This is a genomic window from Castellaniella sp. GW247-6E4 (assembly GCF_040276065.1).
GTDB lineage: Bacteria > Pseudomonadota > Gammaproteobacteria > Burkholderiales > Burkholderiaceae_B > Castellaniella.
The window spans coordinates 1-20,117 of sequence record NZ_JBELOI010000019.1 but is presented as its reverse complement, the minus strand read 5'-3'; the positions used below and the strand labels follow the sequence as shown (position 1 = coordinate 20,117).

Below are 20,117 nucleotides of genomic sequence, written 5' to 3'. Positions count from 1 at the left end.
TTGCCAGGCATATCACCACGACCCGAAACATGTCGGATTCTTCAGCTTAGGGCTGTCCATGTTTTGGGAGGACGTCACGCGCGGCCCTCACGACCCACTACTGTGCCAACCAGGCTGGCGACTACACAGCCGAGTCAGGAGATCGCACATCATGAGCATCCAAAAATGCTGTTGATCGATGCCTATATTCACCGACACAACGAGCGCCGGATCAAGATCTCACTGGCCAGTTGCAGTCCCATCGAGTATCGTCACGCACTAGGCTTGCTGTCTACGTAAACCATCCAAGAAAAGATCCACACCCAAAAAATGAGCCACCCTACATGACGGTTACCATCTACGGCATCAAGAACTGCGACACGATGAAGAAGGCTTTCACATGGCTTGGTGTGCAGGGCATTGATTTCACATTCCACGATTATCGCGCCGCGGGCATCACCCGCGCCGAAGTCGCGGCGTGGGTTGCCGAAGCAGGGCTCGACAAGGTGCTGAACAAGGCGAGCAGGACGTTCCGTGCCCTGCCTGAAGCGGCACGCGACGGTCTGGATGAAGCCAGCGCGATCGACCTGATGGTCGCAGAGCCGACGATGATCAAGCGCCCGGTGCTGACGATGCCGCACGGCATTGAAGTCGGTTTCAAGCCCGAACGCTACGCAACGATTTTCGGGCTTTAAGCGCGGCGGCGAACTATTTTTACTTCTCCTCGGGGCGATTATCGCAGCGCGCCGCTGGCTACCGCGCATAAACAGGATCAGTCTGCTCAGGGTCGTGAACAGCCCTTACTCCACATCGCGCGAACGCTACAATCGGCCAACTATTCGCAAACACTTGGCCAAGTTTTTTATGAAGAGCGAGCAAAAACTCCTTGAGAATCAACGATGCCATTGGCCAACTTATCTGGAAACCAACATCTCTGTCGGTTTTCGGAAAAGATGGCCAAGTTTTACGGGAAAAGTTGGTCATCCGTCCATCTGCTGTGACCACGAAAATGACCGCCTGACTGAACTGCACCCCGCTCAGGCTGCGCATCAGAACATGTCCAGGGGCGGCGCGCGCCATCGAATTCAACTTCAAGGATCCTGAGCATCCACTGCAGCGGGTCTTCGTCTGCCTTCCAATGCCTGCGCACATGGATCGCACGGCCTGTTCCAGCACGACGGCAAGTCACTGCGTGCGATCCAGCACCAGCAAGGGATCAATACGCATCTCGAACCATGTCATGCCCCAGTGCAGGTGTGGTCCGGTCGCACGCCCAGTCGCGCCCGCCAGCCCAATGACCTGACCCTGACTCACCACGTCACCCACATGGACATCCAGGCGGGACAGATGCAGGAAGTTCGAGCCGATGCCATAGCCATGATCAATCAGCACCGTACCGCCGGTCAGATACAGGCCGGGATCGGCAAACACCACGCGGCCACTGGCTGGCGCCCTGACCGGTGTGCCAGCCGGGACGGCAATGTCCATGCCCGAATGCGGGGCGCCAGGGATCCCGTTATAGACGCGTCGGCTACCGAAGCGCCCTGAAACGCGACCGTGCACCGGCCAGATGAAGGCGTCCGCAAAACCCGTCCCGGAATCGCTGGTTGCGCGCGCCTCGGCCACCCGGGCCTGCTCGCGACGAATGCGCGCCGCAATCTGCGGCGGAGGCGACACAGTCTTGGGCGGTAGCCCGCTAACCCGCTCGACCGGCCAGTCGCGCGGCTGCACGGCCAGATCCACGGACAGGGCTGCGCCGCCGGGCGGGGTCACGCGCAGATGGAGGGGGCCGGTGGCATCTGGCGCGACCCCAAACACCACGGTGCCATAGTCGGTGACGGCGAGCGTGCGCCCCTCATAGATCACCCTGCTTTTTGGGGCCACCTTGCCGATCACCATGGCCCCCTGCTGCACCCGCGCCGGGAAGGCCACATCTTGGACTGTAGCGTGGACGCTACCCACCGGTGAAAGTAGCAGCAGCGCCAGGCACCAGAGAACCAGCACCGGGTACCTGGCCCACACCGCCCTGATTTCCGGCATCCGGGCCCATCGCCTGACCCAACAACGCATCGCAGAAGTGTTCAACACCATCAGAATCGACACCATGAGAACCGCCGCACCAGCGGCATCAACGAGTGTAAGCCGTCTCGCCATCAAGATCATGTTGCTCAACAACCTGGTAGAGAACCGAGATTTCCATGGCATGAGCTTCAGCCGGGAAGCCAAGGCCCTGGCCGAAGGGAATATCTTCATCCACGACCAACGCCGGATGACACGGGCAACAGGGGCTGGTAGGGTATGGACATTATGGACGTTCAGGAGATGGGCTGATGATCAATGAAATTGACCGCAAGCACCTGCGCCGCTGCGTGGAGCTGGCTGCGGAGGCGCTTGAGGCTGGCGACGAGCCCTTTGGGTCGGTGCTGGTGGCAGCCGACGGGCAGGCCTTGTTCGAGGATCGTAACCGTGTCTCAGGTGGCGATCACACCCAGCATCCCGAATTCGCAATCGCGCGATGGGCCGCGCAGCACATGCGCCCTGAGCAAAGGGCCGGGGCGACGGTCTACACATCAGGCGAGCATTGCTCGATGTGCGCCGCGGCCCACGGTTGGGTCGGGCTGGGCAGAATCGTGTATGCAAGCTCCTCCAAGCAGCTACACGGTTGGCGCCTGGCTCTGGGCGCCCCTTCCTCGCGCGTGCGTACTCTGCCCATCGGTGAAGTCATCACGGATACTATTGTTGACGGACCAGATGATGAGCTCTCCGAGCAGATCCATCAGCTCCACATCAAGCGGCAGCAGAAAAGGTCCGCACAAAGCGAGCAGGATTAGTCTGCTCGGGATGAAGGAGCCCGCAACCCACCCGTTCTATTGCGCCACCCCAAGGGCCAGCCCTGCAAGGGTACCGTGGTGTCGCGCAGGAGCGTGGGCAACCTGATCGCCAAAGTCATGGTGAATCCCGAACCGCATGTGGGTGAGAACCTAGGCGTAAAGTCCAGCATCAATAAGGCGTGTCCACCCGGGTCAAAAAACAGCATCCACCGCCTTGCGGCACCCATGTCCTGCTCTGTCCTTTCCTTCGTCGTCCTCGATGCCTGTGTGTTGATGTCCACGGTGCAGCGCCAATTGCTGCTGCGTGTGGCCGATCAGGGCGTATTCCAGCCGATCTGGACCGAACGCATCGGCGAGGAATGGCGCCGCAACGCGGCGCGTTTGTGGCAGATTCCGCCTGAAAAGCTGGCGGAACAATGGAACGCCATGAACCAGCGCTTCCCCGGCGCAATGGAGGCCAACACCGCCCCCTACGAAGCCGGGTTGCGCTACAGCGACCCGAAGGATTTTCACGTGATTGCGGCCGGCCTGGCGCGGCGAGCGCGCTGCGGCTTGCAGCGCCCTCCTGCAGTGCAAGTAATGACATGGAATCTGAAGGATTTCAATCGATCCGAATTGCGGCGCCAGGAGCTGGATGCGTATTCCCCCGATCAATTGCTGGCCACATGGTGGCGGGCAGGATCGTCGCGCCTGGACGCCGCCGTGCAGGCCGTGGCCGCCGATTCTGTCGCGCTGGGCCGCACCCCCGAGCCGCTGGCCGATACGTTGCAGCGCGAACGGCTGCATCGCCTCAAACGTCTGTCGACCGAAACGCCCACGACAACGCCTCAGTGATCAGAGACAAAAATCAAAATTCAGCCGGACGGATTGGCCTGCGATGACGCTGACGGTGTTCGCAGCAGTATCAAGGCGCCAAACGCTGCCACACTGATGGCGCCGGACAGCCACAGGGCATTCGCTCCCCACGCATCGAGGGCGAGCCCAAACAGAAACGGAGCCAGGGCTTGTGCTACCCGTGCCGGCAGCATCAACCAGCCTTGGCGAGCACCATAGCCCTGCGCGCCGAACAGCGCGAGCGGCAAGGTGCCCTTGGCAATGGTCAGGATGCCGTTGCCCGCACCATGCAGGACGGCGAACACTGGAGCCAACGCCGGCCCCGCGGCGAGTAAGACGGCCGCGCCGATGGGATGGGCCAGCGTAGCCAGACGCGCTGACAGCAGGGGGTGGACGGTGCGCAAAAAGCCAAACTCCAGCAACCGGGCGGCTACCTGCGCCGGCCCGATCAGCGCACCGATGCCGACCGCCACCGCCAAGGTCATGCCAGTCGCCTCCAGCATCCGGGGTAAGTGCGTGGCAATGGCGGTACTGATGAACCAGGTCGCGGCAAACACAAAGGCCAGGATGGCAGTGACCATCCCTGGGCGGGCCTGAGTTGCAGGCCCGGCAGGATTCGCGGATACCTGGTCTCCGGCCTGGAGCTCATCCGCCTTCGCCACGGCCGGCGTGCGCGGCAGCCAGGCATTCAACGGCAACCCAAGAAATAGATGGATGATCGCCCAACCAAGGCAGGCCCCCCGCCAGCCGAATTGGGCCTCCATCCAGGCAGACAACGGCCAGCCCACCGTGCTGGCAAAACCAGCAATCAGCGTGATGCCGGTGATCGCGGTTCGGGCATCCTGACCATAGAGCCGCACCAGGCTGGAGAACGCGGCCTCATACAAACCCGACCCCATCGCCGCGCCAATGATCATCCAGGCGGCAACCATCATCCAGAGCCCTGGGGCGAGGCCCAGCATGACAAGGCCCACAGCGAACAGAAGGTTAGTGCTGATCAGGACAATGCGGCCGCCATAGCGATCAATCGCATGACCAGCCACAGGCCCGACCAGCGCAGAGGCGACCAGGGCCCCAGAAAATGCGGCGTAGACCGTTGGCGTGGTCACAACCAGCTCTCGGGCCATGGGCACTGCCAACATAGCCGGCAGGTAATACGAAGACCCCCAGGCCAGCGTTTGAGCAAGACCTAATGAACCAACGACCCGGGCGGGTGCTCCTGCCATGAGTCAGCCTCGGCGGATACCCGCTTCATACCAGTTCCGGCTCTGGTTGACGATCCGCACGACCAGCAGCATCACCGGCACCTCGATCAGCACGCCGACCACGGTGGCCAGCGCCGCACCGGACTGGAAGCCAAACAGGCTGATGGCAGCCGCCACGGCCAGCTCGAAGAAGTTGCTCGCGCCGATCAAAGCCGAGGGGCAGGCAACACTGTGTTGCTCGCCCGCGCGGCGATTGAGCCAGTAGGCCAAGCCGGAATTGAAGAGCACCTGGATCAGGATGGGAACGGCCAACATGGCGATCACCAGCGGCTGGCGGAGGATGGCCGCGCCCTGGAAGGCGAACAGCAGCACCAGCGTCGACAGCAGCGCCGCCATGGACAACGGGCCGATGCGGGCCAGCGCAGCGTCAAAGACGGCTTGCCCCTTGCCCAGCAGGGCACGGCGCCAGAGCTGGGCCAGGATGACCGGAATCACGATATAGAGCCCGACTGATACCAGCAGCGTGTCCCAGGGCACAGAGATGGACGACAGCCCCAGCAGCAGGCCGACAATGGGGGCGAAGGCGAACACCATAATGGTGTCGTTCAGGGCCACCTGCGACAGCGTGAACACCGGATCGCCGCCCGTCAGGCGGCTCCAGACAAACACCATGGCCGTGCAGGGGGCGGCCGCCAGCAGGATCAGGCCAGCAATGTAGCTATCCAATTGATCAGCGGGCAACCACGCGGCAAAGATTTGGCGGATGAACAGCCAGCCCAACAAGGCCATGGAGAACGGTTTGACGGCCCAGTTGATGAACAGCGTCACGCCGATGCCGCGCCAGTGCTGCTTGACTTGGCCCAATGCACCGAAGTCCACCCTGAGCAGCATTGGAATGATCATCACCCAGATCAGGATGCCGACCGGAAGATTGACCTGGGCGATCTCCAAGCGCCCAATGGCCTGGAACACACCAGGCACGGACTGGCCCATGGTGATACCCAGCACGATGCACAAAAAGACCCATAGCGTCAGGTAACGCTCGAAGAGGCTCATGGATGATGCAATCGGTGCGCGGCCGATGTCACGTGTACGGACATGCTCGTCCCCACTTCTTGCCGATGTCGCACCGCTCGTGCTGCAGAGACATGACATCCAGCCGATGGCGCGGCAGCGGCAGGAGCCACTCGATGCGGCGGCGCAAGGCCAGCGCGGCATCCTTGAACCACCTCATGGAAGACTCCTTTCAGCGGGAGAGGTTTCAGTGACTTCACAGGCTCTACCCTGGCAGCAGTGCTCCGTCATGTAGCCAAGAAGACTGCTCATCTGGGCAAAGTCAGCGCGATAAATCAGATTGCGGCCTTGCTGCTCGATGGTGACCAGGCCCGCACGGGCCAGTTCCTTCAGGTGGAAGGACAGAGTGTTGCGGGCCACATCAAGCTGTTCGGCCAGAGCGCTGGGCGTCAGGCCTTCAGGGCCCGTGACGACCAGCGCACGAAACACGCGTAGACGCTGAGTGTGGGCCAGCGCACCGAGGGCGGAAACAACGTGGGCTTCATTCATGATTCTATAATACAACGCCTATTGAACAATATAAAGCCTGACCGCCATTTCCTGGCTTGCACCCATGCCTACCGGGAACAGGCCCAGACTGACATCTTCGGCCACATCGGGATGTTCTACGGCACGCCGGCTCGTGACATTGACGCGTCATCGATATTCCGGGGCCGGCGAACGATATCGAAAACCTATCGATAATCTCCGGATTTCACCTTGTTCCGCCTGCCGCCGGCCAACCATAATGATCCTGTCACCCCATTCTCGGCAATAGCATTCCTTGTTCTTCATCCCAAGTGGCGAGAAGCAAGCTCCGTAAATGGTCGATATTCCAAGGAGGGAAACATGGTGAAGCCGGGCCGCGTAAAGGTGATGTCGGCGGACGAGGCCGTGCAACTGATCAAGTCCGGATCCACCGTCGGATTCAGCGGTGCGGGTGGCGGCATCGTCGAGGCCACTGAACTCATCAATGCGCTGGCCAATCGGTACAAGGATTCAGCAGAGCCCAAGAACCTGACCATTCTCGCCACGACGGGCCTGGGTGATCGGGCTGAGCGCGGAATTTCGCCGCTGGCGCAAGCGGGTTTGTGCAAAAGAGCGGTGATGGGCCACTGGGGACAATCGCCGCGTTTCGCGGAGATGGCCGAGCGAAATGAAATCGAGGCCTACAACTATCCGCAGGGCGTCATGTGCCAGATGTACCGCGCCGTGGCTGCCGGGCAGCCGGGCGTTTTGACGCACACCGGCCTGGGCACCTTTATGGACCCGCGCCAGAGAGGCGCCAAGGTCAACGATTGCACTCACGAGGAATTGGTCCGCCTGATGGAGATCGACGGGAAGGAATTCCTTTTCTACAAGGCGATCGCGCCCGATGTCTGCATCATTCGCGGCACGACAGCGGACACCGAAGGCTATATTTCGCTCGAAGACGAAATTACGCCGCTCGATGTGTATGCAATGGCCGCGGCGGCGCACAACAGCGGCGGCATTGTGATCGCGCAGGTTGCACGCCTGGTCAAAAAAGGCAGCCTCCATCCCAAGCAGGTCAAGATCCCCGGTTATCTGGTGGATGTGCTGGTCGTCGTTCCGGAGCAGCCACAAGTCTATTGCACCCCGGTCAATCGCTTCGTCTCGGGAGACTTCATCGCCGACACCGATACGCAGGAACCCCTGCCGCTGACCGAACGCAAACTGATTGCCCGCCGGGCGCTTATGGAAGCCGAGCCGGGCGACATCGGTAATCTCGGTGTCGGAATTGCGGACGGAATCGGCAATGTGGCGGCAGAGGAAGGCGTCATCGAGCACATCACGCTGACGACCGAACATGGCGCCATCGGTGGCATCACGACGCAGGGCCACGCCTTTGGCGCCTGTGTGAACATGAAGGCGGTCATCGATATGCCGTCCCAGTTCGAATTCTATGATGGCGGCGGGCTTGATATCTGCTTTGTCAGTTTCGCCGAGATTGATCAGAGCGGGAACGTCAATGTGCACAAGTTCAACGGAAAGATCATGGGTTCCGGCGGCTTCATCAACATCACGCAAAATAGCCGAAAAGTCGTTTTTTGCGGCACGCTGAAATCGGGCGGCATAAAAACAAACGTGGGCGGCGGAAGAATAGAGATCCTGCATGAAGGCCGCTTCCGAAAACTCGTGCCGGCAGTGGATGAAATCACTTTCAGCGGGAGGGATGCGATCAAACGCGGGCAGCGGGTCATGTTCATCACTGAACGTGCGGTTTTCTCGATGACGCAACAGGGCTTGGAATTAAGTGAAGTCGCACCGGGCCTGGATGTCGAGAGAGACGTCATTGCGCATATGGGATTTCGTCCGCTGATCGCCAAGGATTTGAAGGAAATGGATGAACGGCTCTTCGGGGAATCCCGGATGGGCCTGGAACACGAGTGGACTGGGAGGTCCTGAAATCATGCTCGAAGAACGGTGTTCGTTGGTTCCCGCCCCGGAAATTATTCGAGAGGTCGTAGCCGAAGCCGCTATGCTGCTCGGCAACGCCTCACAACGCGTCACCCAATACCAACTAAACAGGAAACCAGCTCATGATTGAGAACAAATACTATGAGGACTACGAAGTCGGCGAATTAGTGGTGTCCGACACATTCGCCATTTCCACCGAGGATGTGGCTGCCTACTGCAAGCTGGTCGGCGACGACCACAAGATCCACCTTGACAAAGAATTCTGCAAACAGCAGTTGGGTGTCGATGAGGTGGTCGTGCCCGGCTGCCTGACACTCGCGATGGCCGACAGTCGCTGGGCGGCGCTGGTCACACCCTCGGACCCGTACAGTCCGCATTACGGGCAGGACAAAGTCCGCTATCCGAATCGCCTGCTGGCCAATGAACCCATATTCTGTGAGTTCAAATTGATTGACAAGCGAAAGCACAACGATGTTTACGGCATGCTGACGTTCGAGACCTACGTCAGAAACCTCAACGGCGATGCGATCCTCTTTGAGATCGACAAGGTGCTGGTTCCGTTTCGCGTCCAGGAACAGTGATCACGCACCCCGCTTTGGCGGACCGGTGATTGCCGCCGGATCGGGATGAACCCTGGGCGATCATCCGGTCCGGCGCTTTCCACGCTGGATGCGAGAGCGCGCAAAGCCGCGCGCTTCCGCCAGCAATGCGCCCACGGCCGCCGACCGCTCGAATCGACGATGCACAAGAATCAGATCGGATGTCGTATCCAGCCCTACCAAGGGCAGGTAGCATACCCCGGGGATCTGGAGGTGGCTGACCAGGTCGACGACAAGACCGACCCCAAATCCGGCACCGACAAAGCTGATCAATGTTGTCAGATTGGTGGTGTATTGCGAGAACCTTGGCTCAAAGCCGGCACGCCGGCAGAGATCCAGGACGGCCTGGTGCATGCCGACGTCGTCAGGGTCCGAAAACCCGAGAAATGGCTCTTGGGCCAGATCCTGTAATTTCACCACGCCAGATTTCGCCAGCCGATGCGTGGCCGGCAGTGCGGCGACGAGGCGTTGCGACGAAAGGGTGAAATGTTCCAGTCCCTCCAGCAATTGTGCGGGAATGGGTTCGCGCACGATCGCAAGATCCAGCTCTTTCGAACGAACGGCTTCGATCTGCGCCACCACCTGCAATTCATTCAATGACAGCGTGATGTCTGGATGCGCAAGACAGTAGTCGCTGAACAAGCGTGCCAGGTCGCGCTCGTACATGACCGAACCAACAATGCCGATACCGATATGGCCCGACACGCCGCGAGCGATGTTCTTGGCGACGCTGACGGCCTTGTCCGCCGCAGCCAGGGCCACCTTTGCCTCGGCCAGAAACGCGGTCCCCATTTCCGTCAGATCCACCCGGCGCTTCTCGCGATTGAAAAGCTTGCCGCCGAGCTGTGTTTCCAGTGTCTTGATCTGCTGGCTCAGAACCGGCTGGGTGATGCCGAGCCGCTCCGCGGCCCTGCCAAAATGCAGTTCCTCCGCGGCAGTGACGAAATAGCGAAATTGGCGGAAATCCATGACTCTCGCCCCGAGTGCCCCGCGCCGCTATGCCGTTTTTGGAGGCGACTTTACGAGCAGCACCGGACACTCGGCCAGCGACAGCACGCGCCCAGCCACCGACCCGATCACCGCGTCCAACAGCACGCCGCGACCATGCGCCCCCATGACGATCATGCGTGCGCCGATCTTTTTGGCATGTTCGACGATCTCTTTCGGCGCAAACCCCACCAGGGCCCAGGGCTCGAAAGGAACGCCAGCCGCTTCGAGGACCTCGATCGTGGGGTCCAGGACCTTGGCGGCCTCCTCGGCGTACCAACTGTCGACGGATTCCTTGTCCACAAACCGTGTGACGCGTGACGGCAAGGCCGTGGAGACGTGCAGTACATGAACCTTGCCATCGGCCGGCAACAAGCCTTCTTGCACAATGAAACGGGCGGCATCCAGACTGTGACTGGATCCGTCGGTCGCCAAAACGATATCGGACATTTTTCCTCCGTCGCTCGATGGCCGCATGGGATATGCGGCCTGCCTTTCGACTCAATTCTAATGTGGCGGAAACGCGGCCAACCCTCATGCGGCGCCGCCGGCCTGCTCTGGCTCAACTCTTTGCGATCTTTTCCGCAAGAAGCCCCGCATCAAGCACGCAGATGTCGCGAAACGGCACATTTCATGCTCAAAATACCCCGAATAACCGGATTCCAGGCATGCCAGCGCAGTATAATCGGCCTTATGACCTCCAGCGTCCAGACCCTCTTGCCTCCACTGACGCCCGCCGATCCCGCGGACCACCTGCGCATCATCCGGGCAATCGCCAGCTCCACCGCCATCGAAACCGGCCAAGCCATCCAGGACATCGAATCCCGCCTCCTGGCGCCCGACAGCCGTTTCCGCAACCTCGAGCTCGCCGCACTGGCGGCGGCCAAGGCTTGATCAGACGGGCTGCCGCCCCAACGCTTCCTCGACTTTATCGCGCATCCACGCATAATCGCCCCCCAGGCCGCTCTGGATGGCAGCGATGTAGCGCGGCCGATCGGCCTCCCACGTGCTGTAGTCCAGCGGTCCCCACCCCGCCTGCTGGGCCATGACGTCGGCCATCAAACGCGAAATACGGCCATTCCCCTCGCGAAAAGGGTGTATCAGGATGAATTCCACGTGCGTCACCGCGATCGCCTCGGCCAGATCCGCACGGCCCATCCCGGCGCACGGCGTGTAACACCCCAGGAAACGTCTTTCGTACTCATCCAGCAGGCTCGGAATCCGGTCGGCCGCCGCGAACGGAAACCCGTCCTTGCTCATATTGACCGAGCGCTCCTGGCCCGCCCAGCGATAGATATTGCCCAGCCAGCGCCGATGCCAGCCCCGGATCAGGCGCACGGTGATCGGCCCCTGGACCGGATGCTCGCGCAACACCGAAAAGTAGAGCTTGCGCAACAGCATCAACTCGGCCTCGTTCATATCCTCTCGACGCACGATGCCGAGCTTGTTGGCCAGCACCTCGCCATCCGATCCCTCTTGGTAGCTGTTCTGCAGGCCGCTGACGTCGTATCGGCTCATGACGCACTCCTTTCCCGATCCGGGCTCACGCCCATTGTCCACAATCCAGCGCCATACGAAAATAGGCTCATGAACAATACCCTGCTCCAGACCATACCCGAAGAGCCTCTCGCCATCATCGGCGACATTCACGGCGAAATCGACGCACTGAGCGCCTTGCTCGACCATCTAGAGCGCGACCCGAGGTCCAGACGTCGATTGGTCTTCATTGGCGACCTCTGCGATCGCGGCCCCGACAGTGTCGGCGTCATCGCTCGCGTGCGCGAGCTGGTCAACCAGGATCGCGCCTGGGTCATCCTCGGAAACCACGAAATCAATCTGTTGAACGACGACGCCAAGGACGGCTCGGGCTGGTATTTCGACTCGCGGGAAGCTCCCGATCAAACCTTTTACGCGCCGTTCAACCGGGCTACCCCCGAACAACGCCCGGTGATCCGAGAGTTCTTCTCAGGCCTGCCTCTGGCCCTGCAAAGTCCCTCGCTGCGCATCGTCCACGCCGCCTGGGATCCGGCCTCCATCGACGCCATTGCCGGAATCCGACGCGGCGAGCTGATCGACGCCATGCGGCATTGGAATGAGCGCGTACGCGCCGCCGCCCAAGCGAACGGATTGCACACGCGTTACCTCGAGGAGAAAACCCGCTGGGCCGCCGAGCTCGAGGACCCGGACAACCCGCCGCCCTACCTGCACGCCGTCGCGGACTACGAAGCGCTCGAGCAACAATACAACCCGGTCAAGCGCCTGACCTCGGGCATCGAGGCACGCAGCACAACCCCCTTTTACTCCGGCAACCGCTGGCGCTACTCGGACCGTACCGCTTGGTGGAACGACTACCAGGGCGCGTTGCCGGTGGTGATCGGACACTACTGGCGCATGTTCGATCTGCCTTCGCGCGCTAGCGCTTCGCGCTACAGCTTGCTGTTCGATGGGGTGGCGCCCACCGCATGGCACGGGCGCGAGCAGAAGGTCTTTTGCGTCGACTACTCGGCCGGCGCCCGCTGGCGCGAGCGTCGGGCAAACGGCCACACCGGCCAGCTCAAGTTCAGACTGGCCGCTTTGTTGTGGCCTGAGCGCGCCCTTGTCTACGACAACGGCGACCGCGAAACCACCATCGGCCCGGGTTGATCATGCATCCCCAGCCTGTGGATAAGATCTATAGAGCCATTCTGTGCAATTCATGTTCACAACTTGTTCACAAGCCTCTGTTTAGCGCTGGCTCAAAAAATCGTCCCCAATCCATCCCCGCTTGGCGCACAAGCTCAACCACAGGAAAATATCTCATAACGCACTGATTTTATTAATATAAATGAGTTGTTCTAGTTATCCACAGGCACCCATCATTACCAACGATTTTATATAGAGATTAGTATTGAAAACAGAAGAACCGTCATGCACCCACGCCGCGCACGGCCCTGAGGGCCTCCACCGCGCGATCCAAAGTCTGGTCTTGCTTGGCAAAGCAGAGGCGCAACAAACGATGGTTGGCCGAGGGGTCGTCCGGGTCTTCGTAGAATGCGGACACCGGGATGGTGCCGACGCCGTGTTCGATCGTCAGGCGTTGCGCCAGATCCTTTTCCTTGAGGTTCCCCAGCGCGCTGGTGTCCACCAGTAAAAAAAACGTTCCTTGGGAATCCAGAGGCCGAAAAGCCGAACCTTCCAATCCGGCTTTAAGCCGGTCTCGCTTTTGCTGGTAAAAGGCCGGCAGTTGGTCGAGACGCGCATGTTGGCGCATGTACGCAGCCACACCGTGCTGAATCGGTGTCGGCACCGAGAACACGATGAATTGGTGTATCTTGCGGATTTCTGCGGTGAGCGCCTTTGGAGCGCAGAAGTATCCGATCTTCCACCCGGTCGCGTGGAAGGTTTTCCCAAACGAAGAGACTACGATGGTTTTATCAGCGAGCGCCGGACGGCTCGCCAGGCTGCGGTGTGGTTCCCCGTCGAATACGATGTGTTCGTAGGCCTCGTCCGATAAGAGCAGCACGTTGTGTTGTTGAGTAATTTTTTCCAGGCGTTCGAGATCACCGTCGCCAAGAATCGTGCCGGTGGGATTGTTTGGAAAGTTCAGGACGATCATTCGGGTCCGCGGTCCGATGGCGGCTTCCAAGGCGCTCCAATCAATGGTGAAGCGTTTGGTTCTCGCGGTTGGCGGGGTCATGGGGACACGCACGGTGATGCCGCCCGCCAGACGTACGACTGGGGCATAGAGATCGTAGGATGGGTCAATCAGGATCACCTCATCGCCGACGTGGATCAAGGCGATCATTGCCGAAGCCAAGGCTTCGGTGGCGCCAGAGGTGATGGTGATTTCGTCGCCGGGATCGTATTCCTGGCCCTGGAGGCGCGCCACTTTTTCGGCGACCGCCTCTCTCAGGGTTGGTACACCGGCCATTGGCGCGTACTGGTTGTGTCCGGCTAGCATGGCATCGCTGACGCATTGCATCAAGAGAGCGTCCGGGTTGTAGTCTGGGAACCCTTGGCCCAAGTTGATGGCGTGATGAGCCAGGGCCAGTTGGCTCATCTCAGTGAAAATGGTGACACCCACATTGGGCAGCTTGGATCGCATGGTTTGGGTCCTACGTGAGGTTGGACAATATGTTGTTTTTTTCCGAAGCGCTTGGCTGTACAGAAATAGTACGTTTCATCAGCCTGGCCCCGGATACAATATCGCCTAGGGGTAAACTATGATTTGAATTTGTGTCAAGCCATGGTTATGCTCCTTGTTGCAATGGAATTCAAGCAGTACGCGGGTTTCGCTTTAGTCTTGCCGACCTTGCGTCATGCAGCTCGGGCACGATCTGTTTCGTTTCGGCGTTCTTGATTCATTGTGTACCTTTATCTTTATGGACGTTTCAGATCATGGCTCAAACGGGCAAAGTCAAGTGGTTCAATGCCGAAAAGGGTTTCGGTTTTATTACTCCTGATCAAGGCGGCGCTGACGTGTTCGCGCATTTCTCCGCAATCGAAGGCCGCGGCTATCGCAGCCTGAATGAAGGCCAGGCGGTCGAGTTCGAAGTCAAAGACGGCCCCAAGGGCCCTCAGGCCGCTGAGATTCGCCCGCTGTAAAACAGTCGGCAGGATCTCGGGAAAGGCACCTTTCGGGGTGCCTTTTCTTTTTATGGGTTTTCGCACTTGGAGTGCGGATCTGAGTGTCTACCTGAGACCAAGGGATCGTGTCATCCGAAGTTGTTCCAGCTTGAGTCACAGGCTTGTGCACAGGGTTATTCACAAGGCTTGTTTTCAGGGCTGTATTGACATAGCTGTTTGTGGAATACTCAGGAACTGAAGCATGACCTTGGTGTTCCTACTTCATATGATGTGTTTCACGTGAAACATTACCGCATGATGTTGTTTGTTTGAAACTAAGTTTTCCGCTGCTTGTTTTGTTGAATGTGAAAATTAATTAGCTGTGCTTAGGATTTTTTCCTGCTCAGTAATCGCCGCCCTTTTACGCGATTTCTTGAGAAAATCATCTTGTTATCCTTTTAAGCTTGTACTCGTTTCCGTGCATGTTTATCATGCACTGTTCCACGTGGAACATCGTGAGTATCTATAACTTTGTACAGGCGACGGAACCTCTCTCTTGTGGCGGTTTTTCGGGGATTGTTCCACGTGAAACATGCTCGTTCTGACATTGGATGAAAGAATGTTGCACACTGTCGATCTCAGGCGGGGAAGTATAATTTTCGAGCTCTATGCAAAATTTCATGCTTGTCCCCAGAATGGGATTAATGAGATGTTTTATTGATGAATTACTCTGAAGAATTCGATGTGATCGTGGTTGGTGGCGGCCATGCGGGTACAGAGGCTGCGCTTGCCGCTGCTCGCGCCGGCGCGTCCACATTGCTGCTGACGCACAATATGGATACGCTGGGCCAGATGTCCTGCAATCCTTCCATTGGTGGGATCGGTAAAGGTCATCTGGTCAAAGAGGTGGATGCGCTGGGCGGTGCCATGGCCTTGGCGACGGATCTGGCGGGGATCCAGTTCAGAATATTGAATCGCTCCAAGGGGCCAGCGGTGCGCGCCACCCGAGCCCAGGCAGATCGCTCTTTATATCGTCGTGCCATACGGATGGCACTCCAATCGCAGCCTAATCTCATGATTTTTCAGCAGCCGGTCGATGATCTCGTACTCGAGGGCGATCGAGTTGTTGGTGCTCGGACCCAGATTGGCTTGGTTTTTCGCGCGCGTGCCGTTGTGCTGACCGCCGGCACATTCTTGAACGGCTTGCTCCACGTGGGACTTTCACATTATTCCGCTGGCCGTGCCGGGGATCCGCCGGCGGTCAGCCTGGGTCAAAGGCTCAAGGAACTGAAGCTGCCCCAAGGACGGTTAAAGACCGGAACCCCGCCGCGGATCGATGCCAAGTCCATCGATTTTTCCAAGACCGATATGCAGCCCGGGGACACCAATCCCATACCTGTTTTTTCGACCATGGGACGATCGGACATGCATCCCGAGCAGGTCCCGTGCTGGATCACGCACACGACTGAGCGGTCCCATGAGATTGTGCGTTCCGGTTTGGACCGCTCGCCGATGTACAGCGACCAAGGCACGATCGAAGGGGTAGGGCCCAGATACTGCCCGTCGATCGAGGACAAGATACATCGATTCGCGGACAAGCCCAGCCATCAGGTATTTCTTGAACCTGAAGGCGCGTCATCCTGTGAGATTTATCCCAACGGGATTTCGACGAGCCTGCCGTTCGATATTCAGCTCGCCCTGGTGCGCAGCCTGCCGGGGCTGGAGCAGGCGCGCATCATGCGCCCCGGGTATGCGATCGAGTATGATTATTTCGATCCGCGCCACCTGCACCCCTGGCTCGAGACACGAGCCATCCGGTGTCTGTTCTTTGCGGGTCAGATCAACGGAACGACGGGCTACGAGGAGGCGGCGGCCCAGGGCCTGCTCGCGGGGGTCAACGCGGCCTTGCAGGTCAAAGGGGAGGCGCCATGGATTCCCGCACGCCACGAGGCATATCTCGGTGTGCTGACGGACGATCTTGTAACCAAAGGCGTAACTGAACCATACAGAATGTTTACATCGCGCGCCGAATACCGCCTGAGCTTGCGCGAAGACAACGCCGACCTGCGACTGACCGAGACCGGCCGCAGGCTCGGACTGGTCGATGATGCGCGCTGGGACGCGTTTTGCCGCAAGCGCGACAATGTGGCGACCGAGATCGAGCGCCTGCGCGGTACACGCATCAACCCAAAAGTCCTGGGCAGCCATTTGCAAGAAGCCCTGCCTGGCCAGCGCCTGGATCGCGACTATACGCTCTATGAATTGCTCAAGCGGCCGGACGTGAGCTATGAACAGCTCATGGCGCTGCGCGATGAGCGGGGCGCGCCGATCGCTGGGCCGGGGCTGGGGGACGCGGCCGATTCCGAGCAGGTTGCCATCCAGGTCAAGTATGCGGGCTATGTCGAACGTCAACACGCCGAGATTGAGCGGCAGCAAGCCCAGGCCAGCCAGCCGATTCCGGAGGATTTCGACTATGGCACGGTTTCGGGCCTGTCGATCGAGGTGTGCCAGCGTTTACAGCTCGGACGTCCTTCCAATATCGGCCAGGCGAGCCGCATCTCGGGCGTCACGCCGGCTGCGATATCCTTGTTGCTCGTACACCTCAAGCGGTGGCAGCATCGGCGCCGAGCGGCATGACCGGCCAGCTACAGGCCTTTCTGCCGCGCGTTGGGGATGCGTTGCGCGCCTTGGACATGGCGCGCGATGTGCCGCGGGCGCCGCTCATGCTGCGTTATCTCGAACAGCTCCAGCATTGGAACAAGGCCTACAACCTGACCGCCATCCGCGATCCCGACCAAATGCTGGTTCAGCACCTGTTCGACAGTCTGGCCGTGGTACCGTCGCTCAGGGCGTGGCGGGCGGCGGGCGAGGTCCGCGTCGCGGACATGGGTTCGGGGGCCGGCTTGCCAGGTATCATTCTGGCAATCTGCCAGCCTCGGTGGCGGGTCGTGTGCGTCGATGCGGTCCAAAAGAAAACGGCCTTCATCCGGCAAGCGGCCGGGGTCCTGGGCCTGGCCAACGTGACCGCGGTGCATGGCCGGATCGAAGCGATCGAGGCACTGGGGGCCGATCTCGTGATTTCGCGTGCCTTTGCGTCCCTGGCGGATTTTGTCGGCCTTTCCGAGCGGCACCTGGCACCGGGCGGCGCGATGGTGGCCATGAAGGGTCGATTTCCGGAAGAAGAGGTCGACACTCTCGAGGCGAATACCGGGTGGACAGTGTCCGGGCATGTGGATTTGCAGGTGCCGGCGCTCGATGCACAACGTTGCCTAGTGTATTTAGGTTTAAAGGAAATTCATGACAGCCGATAGCCCGACGCCGACCGCGCGCGTGTTCTGCATCGCCAACCAGAAGGGCGGAGTGGGCAAGACCACCACCGCCATCAACCTGGCGGCCGCGCTGGCTCTGCACGGCCAGCGCGTTCTGCTGGTCGACCTTGACCCGCAAGGCAATGCGACCATGGGCAGCGGCGTCGACAAGAACCAGGCCAAAACCAACTTGTATCAGGTCCTCATCGGCGAGGCCGACGTGGCCACGGCGCGCGTGCGCTCGGAGTCCGGCGGCTACGATGTCTTGCCGGCCAATCGTGAGCTCTCGGGGGCGGAAATCGATCTGGTGCAGATGCCGGACCGCGAGCGCCGCCTCAAGGGGGCCCTGCAGGCCGTGAGCGAGGACTACGATTTTGTGCTCGTCGATTGCCCGCCCACGCTGTCCCTGCTGACGCTCAATGGCCTGTCCGGCGCGCATGGGGTCATCATTCCCATGCAGTGCGAGTATTTTGCGCTGGAGGGCTTGTCGGACCTGGTCAATACCATCAAGCGCGTCTACCGCAATCTCAATCCGGATCTCGAGCTGATCGGCCTTCTCAGAGTGATGTTCGACACCCGCATCACCCTGCAGCAGCAGGTGTCGGATCAGATCCAGTCGCATTTCGGCGACAAGGTGTTCAAGTCCGTGGTGCCGCGCAATGTCCGGCTGGCCGAGGCGCCCAGCTACGGCCTGCCTGGCGTGGTCTACGACAAGTCCTCGCGCGGCGCCAAGGCCTATCTGGAATTCGGCGAGGAACTCATTGCCCGCGTGGGCGTTCGCGGCGCCTGAGGCGCATGCGCTGAAACCCCACAGAAAAGATCCAAGGAAAAATCATGGCTACACGCAAGAAGGGACTCGGGCGCGGACTGGACGCGCTGTTGGGCGCGGATACCGGCGCGCTGGACCAGATGGGCAAGAAACCGGCCGATCATGCGCCGTCCACGCTGGACGTGCGCGTGTTGCGGGCGGGACGCTACCAACCGCGCACGCGCATGGACGAGGGTGCCTTGAATGACCTGGCCGAATCCATCCGCACGCAGGGCATCATGCAGCCCATTCTGGTGCGCGCTCTGGGGGGCAAGGAAGCCGGTCATTACGAAATCATTGCCGGCGAGCGGCGTTTTCGCGCCGCCCAGATCGCGGGCCTGAGCGAGATTCCAGTGCTGGTGCGCGACGTCGCCGATGAAAATGCCGCGGTCATGGCCTTGATCGAGAATATCCAGCGCGAAGACCTGAATCCCCTCGAAGAGGCCCATGGGGTGCGCCGGCTGCTGGATGAATTCGGCCTGACCCACGAGCAGGCCGCCACCGCCATCGGTCGTTCGCGCTCGGCCACCAGCAATCTGCTGCGCTTGCTGAACCTGGCCGAGCCGGTGCAGACCATGTTGCTGGCGGGCGACATCGACATGGGCCATGCACGTGCCTTGCTGGCGACGTCGGCGGCGCAGCAGATCATGCTGGCCAATGAGGTCATCGCGCGCCGCTTGTCGGTGCGTGAGACCGAGAAGCGCGTCGCCCGGGTCCTGCGCGAGGAGGACGATGCCGCTGCCCGTGCAACGGCGGCGCCGCGGCGTTCGGCCGCGCGCAATGGCGACCTCGAACGCATGGAAAAGGCCCTGTCTGATCACCTGGCGACCCGCGTGCGGATCAAGCCGGGGCCGCGCAAGGGCGGGCAGTTGATGATCGATTTCCATGATTGGGAGCACTTGGATGCCTTGCTGGAGCGCCAGGGCCTGTCGGGGGCCTTGGGAGAGCAGGGGGCGTGATGCTTGCCTGTCCGCCGGCCCCAAACCGGCCCGCCGCAGCGGGCGGCCAGCCAGGCAAGGGTTTACCTTGACATCCTCAAAAAACATCTGCATAATCCGGAATTCGCTTTTGGTGGGGTGCCCGAGTGGTTAAAGGGGGCAGACTGTAAATCTGTTGGCCTTGCGCCTACGTTGGTTCGAATCCAACTCCCACCACCAAGGCATGTGATCGACGGCACCTGGCTGAACGAATGGGGCCATCGATCCGAAGGGTGAATTGAATCGCGGGTGTAGCTCAATGGTAGAGCAGAAGCCTTCCAAGCTTACGACGAGGGTTCGATTCCCTTCACCCGCTCCAGGCGGGACCCGTACGCGGCGTTTTGCCGCAACGAATTAACGCCCATGTGGCTCAGTGGTAGAGCACTCCCTTGGTAAGGGAGAGGTCATGCGTTCGATCCGCATCATGGGCACCACAGATTGACAGTATCGCTCTATTCCACAGTCAGGAGTCAGCCATGGCAAAAGGCAAGTTTGAACGGACCAAACCGCACGTTAACGTAGGGACGATTGGCCACGTGGACCACGGCAAGA

23 protein-coding genes, 3 tRNA genes and 1 pseudogene are annotated in these 20,117 nt (G+C 60.2%); 16 read left to right on the top strand and 11 right to left on the bottom strand.

The window, feature by feature from the left end; genetic code table 11:
• Nucleotides 1-323 precede the first annotated feature (323 nt).
• The gene (locus ABS761_RS16305) at nt 324-674 is read left to right on the top strand and encodes a Spx/MgsR family RNA polymerase-binding regulatory protein (protein ID WP_350409433.1); all 351 of its coding nucleotides are present in this window, start codon (nt 324-326) and stop codon (nt 672-674) included.
• Nucleotides 675-732: 58 nt separating this feature from the next.
• Here the strand turns inward: ABS761_RS16305 and ABS761_RS16300 are convergent, their stop codons facing one another.
• The 3 genes from ABS761_RS16300 to ABS761_RS16290 form a co-directional block, all read right to left on the bottom strand.
• The gene (locus ABS761_RS16300) at nt 733-1,029 is read right to left on the bottom strand and encodes a hypothetical protein (RefSeq protein ID WP_350409431.1); all 297 of its coding nucleotides are present in this window, start codon (nt 1,027-1,029) and stop codon (nt 733-735) included.
• 135 nt (nt 1,030-1,164) lie between these two features.
• Nucleotides 1,165-2,019, bottom strand: coding sequence for a M23 family metallopeptidase (locus tag ABS761_RS16295; RefSeq protein ID WP_350409429.1), 855 nt, complete (start codon nt 2,017-2,019; stop codon nt 1,165-1,167).
• Between the two features lie 88 nt (nt 2,020-2,107).
• A complete protein-coding gene (locus ABS761_RS16290) occupies nt 2,108-2,236 on the bottom strand; it encodes a hypothetical protein (protein WP_350409436.1) in 129 nt (42 codons plus the stop codon).
• Between the two features lie 73 nt (nt 2,237-2,309).
• Here ABS761_RS16290 and ABS761_RS16285 point away from each other — a divergent pair, with 73 nt between their 5' ends.
• Nucleotides 2,310-2,810, top strand: a complete 501-nt coding sequence (locus tag ABS761_RS16285; protein WP_350409428.1) for a nucleoside deaminase — start codon at nt 2,310-2,312, stop codon at nt 2,808-2,810.
• Between the two features lie 225 nt (nt 2,811-3,035).
• A complete protein-coding gene (locus tag ABS761_RS16280) occupies nt 3,036-3,644 on the top strand; it encodes a PIN domain-containing protein (protein ID WP_350409426.1) in 609 nt (202 codons plus the stop codon).
• 20 nt (nt 3,645-3,664) lie between these two features.
• Here ABS761_RS16280 and ABS761_RS16275 read toward each other — a convergent pair whose 3' ends face one another.
• The 4 genes from ABS761_RS16275 to ABS761_RS16260 are packed head-to-tail and all read right to left on the bottom strand — an operon-like array spanning nt 3,665 to nt 6,412.
• Nucleotides 3,665-4,870, bottom strand: a complete 1,206-nt coding sequence (locus ABS761_RS16275) for an MFS transporter (RefSeq protein WP_350409424.1) — start codon at nt 4,868-4,870, stop codon at nt 3,665-3,667.
• Between the two features lie 3 nt (nt 4,871-4,873).
• Nucleotides 4,874-5,905 carry an ACR3 family arsenite efflux transporter gene (gene arsB, locus ABS761_RS16270; RefSeq protein WP_350409422.1) on the bottom strand — a complete coding sequence of 344 codons (1,032 nt, stop codon included), beginning with the start codon at nt 5,903-5,905 and terminating at the stop codon, nt 4,874-4,876.
• A gap of 28 nt (nt 5,906-5,933) precedes the next feature.
• The gene (locus ABS761_RS16265; RefSeq protein ID WP_350409434.1) at nt 5,934-6,083 is read right to left on the bottom strand and encodes a hypothetical protein; all 150 of its coding nucleotides are present in this window, start codon (nt 6,081-6,083) and stop codon (nt 5,934-5,936) included.
• Nucleotides 6,080-6,412, bottom strand: a complete 333-nt coding sequence (locus ABS761_RS16260) for an ArsR/SmtB family transcription factor (RefSeq protein WP_350409420.1) — start codon at nt 6,410-6,412, stop codon at nt 6,080-6,082. Before ABS761_RS16260 ends, ABS761_RS16265 begins: the two co-directional genes overlap by 4 nt.
• A gap of 339 nt (nt 6,413-6,751) precedes the next feature.
• On the opposite strand from ABS761_RS16260, the gene ABS761_RS16255 reads away from it, so the two are divergent.
• Nucleotides 6,752-8,329, top strand: a complete 1,578-nt coding sequence (locus ABS761_RS16255) for an acyl CoA:acetate/3-ketoacid CoA transferase (protein ID WP_350409419.1) — start codon at nt 6,752-6,754, stop codon at nt 8,327-8,329.
• A gap of 134 nt (nt 8,330-8,463) precedes the next feature.
• Nucleotides 8,464-8,922: a MaoC family dehydratase gene (locus tag ABS761_RS16250; protein ID WP_350409418.1), complete on the top strand. Its 459-nt coding sequence runs from the start codon at nt 8,464-8,466 to the stop codon at nt 8,920-8,922.
• A 60-nt stretch (nt 8,923-8,982) separates the two neighbouring features.
• On the opposite strand, the gene ABS761_RS16245 is transcribed toward ABS761_RS16250, so the two are convergent.
• Entirely contained in the window at nt 8,983-9,909 is a 927-nt protein-coding gene (locus ABS761_RS16245) for a LysR family transcriptional regulator (protein ID WP_350409417.1), read from the bottom strand.
• Nucleotides 9,910-9,936: 27 nt separating this feature from the next.
• A complete protein-coding gene (locus ABS761_RS16240; RefSeq protein ID WP_350409415.1) occupies nt 9,937-10,377 on the bottom strand; it encodes a universal stress protein in 441 nt (146 codons plus the stop codon).
• A gap of 243 nt (nt 10,378-10,620) precedes the next feature.
• On the opposite strand from ABS761_RS16240, the gene ABS761_RS16235 reads away from it, so the two are divergent.
• Complete coding sequence (locus ABS761_RS16235; protein WP_350409413.1) at nt 10,621-10,821, top strand: hypothetical protein; 201 nt, start codon at nt 10,621-10,623, stop codon at nt 10,819-10,821.
• Here the strand turns inward: ABS761_RS16235 and ABS761_RS16230 are convergent, their stop codons facing one another.
• Complete coding sequence (locus ABS761_RS16230; protein WP_350409411.1) at nt 10,822-11,445, bottom strand: Fic/DOC family protein; 624 nt, start codon at nt 11,443-11,445, stop codon at nt 10,822-10,824.
• A 69-nt stretch (nt 11,446-11,514) separates the two neighbouring features.
• Here ABS761_RS16230 and ABS761_RS16225 point away from each other — a divergent pair, with 69 nt between their 5' ends.
• Nucleotides 11,515-12,570 carry a metallophosphoesterase gene (locus ABS761_RS16225; protein WP_350409410.1) on the top strand — a complete coding sequence of 352 codons (1,056 nt, stop codon included), beginning with the start codon at nt 11,515-11,517 and terminating at the stop codon, nt 12,568-12,570.
• Nucleotides 12,571-12,832: 262 nt separating this feature from the next.
• Here ABS761_RS16225 and ABS761_RS16220 read toward each other — a convergent pair whose 3' ends face one another.
• Entirely contained in the window at nt 12,833-14,011 is a 1,179-nt protein-coding gene (locus tag ABS761_RS16220) for a methionine aminotransferase (RefSeq protein ID WP_350409409.1), read from the bottom strand.
• Nucleotides 14,012-14,304: 293 nt separating this feature from the next.
• On the opposite strand from ABS761_RS16220, the gene ABS761_RS16215 reads away from it, so the two are divergent.
• The 9 genes and pseudogenes from ABS761_RS16215 to ABS761_RS16175 all read left to right on the top strand — a co-directional run.
• The gene (locus tag ABS761_RS16215; RefSeq protein ID WP_269500097.1) at nt 14,305-14,511 is read left to right on the top strand and encodes a cold-shock protein; all 207 of its coding nucleotides are present in this window, start codon (nt 14,305-14,307) and stop codon (nt 14,509-14,511) included.
• Nucleotides 14,512-15,192: 681 nt separating this feature from the next.
• The gene (mnmG, locus tag ABS761_RS16210; RefSeq protein WP_350409407.1) at nt 15,193-17,109 is read left to right on the top strand and encodes a tRNA uridine-5-carboxymethylaminomethyl(34) synthesis enzyme MnmG; all 1,917 of its coding nucleotides are present in this window, start codon (nt 15,193-15,195) and stop codon (nt 17,107-17,109) included.
• On the top strand, nt 17,106-17,783 hold the full coding sequence (gene rsmG / locus ABS761_RS16205; RefSeq protein ID WP_350409405.1) for a 16S rRNA (guanine(527)-N(7))-methyltransferase RsmG: 678 nt from the start codon (nt 17,106-17,108) through the stop codon (nt 17,781-17,783). Before mnmG ends, rsmG begins: the two co-directional genes overlap by 4 nt.
• On the top strand, nt 17,770-18,570 hold the full coding sequence (locus tag ABS761_RS16200) for a ParA family protein (RefSeq protein WP_350409403.1): 801 nt from the start codon (nt 17,770-17,772) through the stop codon (nt 18,568-18,570). The genes rsmG and ABS761_RS16200 overlap by 14 nt, the downstream gene beginning before the upstream one ends.
• A gap of 44 nt (nt 18,571-18,614) precedes the next feature.
• Entirely contained in the window at nt 18,615-19,547 is a 933-nt protein-coding gene (locus ABS761_RS16195) for a ParB/RepB/Spo0J family partition protein (protein WP_350409402.1), read from the top strand.
• Nucleotides 19,548-19,658: 111 nt separating this feature from the next.
• A tRNA-Tyr gene (locus ABS761_RS16190) sits at nt 19,659-19,745 on the top strand.
• Between the two features lie 65 nt (nt 19,746-19,810).
• Nucleotides 19,811-19,884, top strand: a tRNA-Gly gene (locus ABS761_RS16185).
• A 40-nt stretch (nt 19,885-19,924) separates the two neighbouring features.
• Nucleotides 19,925-19,999: transfer RNA gene (locus tag ABS761_RS16180), tRNA-Thr, on the top strand.
• A gap of 42 nt (nt 20,000-20,041) precedes the next feature.
• Nucleotides 20,042-20,117 (top strand): annotated as a pseudogene (locus ABS761_RS16175) (GTP-binding protein); the annotation flags it as partial.

Coding starts and splice junctions, on each gene's coding strand:
- ABS761_RS16200 (WP_350409403.1), top strand. CDS start 17,770: ATGACAGCCGATAGCCCGACGCCGACCGCGCGCGTGTTCTGCATCGCC.
- ABS761_RS16250 (WP_350409418.1), top strand. CDS start 8,464: ATGATTGAGAACAAATACTATGAGGACTACGAAGTCGGCGAATTAGTG.
- ABS761_RS16235 (WP_350409413.1), top strand. CDS start 10,621: ATGACCTCCAGCGTCCAGACCCTCTTGCCTCCACTGACGCCCGCCGAT.
- ABS761_RS16280 (WP_350409426.1), top strand. CDS start 3,036: ATGTCCTGCTCTGTCCTTTCCTTCGTCGTCCTCGATGCCTGTGTGTTG.
- ABS761_RS16195 (WP_350409402.1), top strand. CDS start 18,615: ATGGCTACACGCAAGAAGGGACTCGGGCGCGGACTGGACGCGCTGTTG.
- rsmG (WP_350409405.1), top strand. CDS start 17,106: ATGACCGGCCAGCTACAGGCCTTTCTGCCGCGCGTTGGGGATGCGTTG.
- ABS761_RS16215 (WP_269500097.1), top strand. CDS start 14,305: ATGGCTCAAACGGGCAAAGTCAAGTGGTTCAATGCCGAAAAGGGTTTC.
- ABS761_RS16230 (WP_350409411.1), bottom strand. CDS start 11,445: ATGAGCCGATACGACGTCAGCGGCCTGCAGAACAGCTACCAAGAGGGA.
- ABS761_RS16220 (WP_350409409.1), bottom strand. CDS start 14,011: ATGCGATCCAAGCTGCCCAATGTGGGTGTCACCATTTTCACTGAGATG.
- ABS761_RS16305 (WP_350409433.1), top strand. CDS start 324: ATGACGGTTACCATCTACGGCATCAAGAACTGCGACACGATGAAGAAG.
- arsB (WP_350409422.1), bottom strand. CDS start 5,905: ATGAGCCTCTTCGAGCGTTACCTGACGCTATGGGTCTTTTTGTGCATC.
- ABS761_RS16300 (WP_350409431.1), bottom strand. CDS start 1,029: ATGCGCAGCCTGAGCGGGGTGCAGTTCAGTCAGGCGGTCATTTTCGTG.
- ABS761_RS16265 (WP_350409434.1), bottom strand. CDS start 6,083: ATGAGGTGGTTCAAGGATGCCGCGCTGGCCTTGCGCCGCCGCATCGAG.
- ABS761_RS16225 (WP_350409410.1), top strand. CDS start 11,515: ATGAACAATACCCTGCTCCAGACCATACCCGAAGAGCCTCTCGCCATC.
- ABS761_RS16255 (WP_350409419.1), top strand. CDS start 6,752: ATGGTGAAGCCGGGCCGCGTAAAGGTGATGTCGGCGGACGAGGCCGTG.
- ABS761_RS16240 (WP_350409415.1), bottom strand. CDS start 10,377: ATGTCCGATATCGTTTTGGCGACCGACGGATCCAGTCACAGTCTGGAT.
- mnmG (WP_350409407.1), top strand. CDS start 15,193: ATGAATTACTCTGAAGAATTCGATGTGATCGTGGTTGGTGGCGGCCAT.
- ABS761_RS16285 (WP_350409428.1), top strand. CDS start 2,310: ATGATCAATGAAATTGACCGCAAGCACCTGCGCCGCTGCGTGGAGCTG.
- ABS761_RS16260 (WP_350409420.1), bottom strand. CDS start 6,412: ATGAATGAAGCCCACGTTGTTTCCGCCCTCGGTGCGCTGGCCCACACT.
- ABS761_RS16245 (WP_350409417.1), bottom strand. CDS start 9,909: ATGGATTTCCGCCAATTTCGCTATTTCGTCACTGCCGCGGAGGAACTG.
- ABS761_RS16295 (WP_350409429.1), bottom strand. CDS start 2,019: ATGCCGGAAATCAGGGCGGTGTGGGCCAGGTACCCGGTGCTGGTTCTC.
- ABS761_RS16275 (WP_350409424.1), bottom strand. CDS start 4,870: ATGGCAGGAGCACCCGCCCGGGTCGTTGGTTCATTAGGTCTTGCTCAA.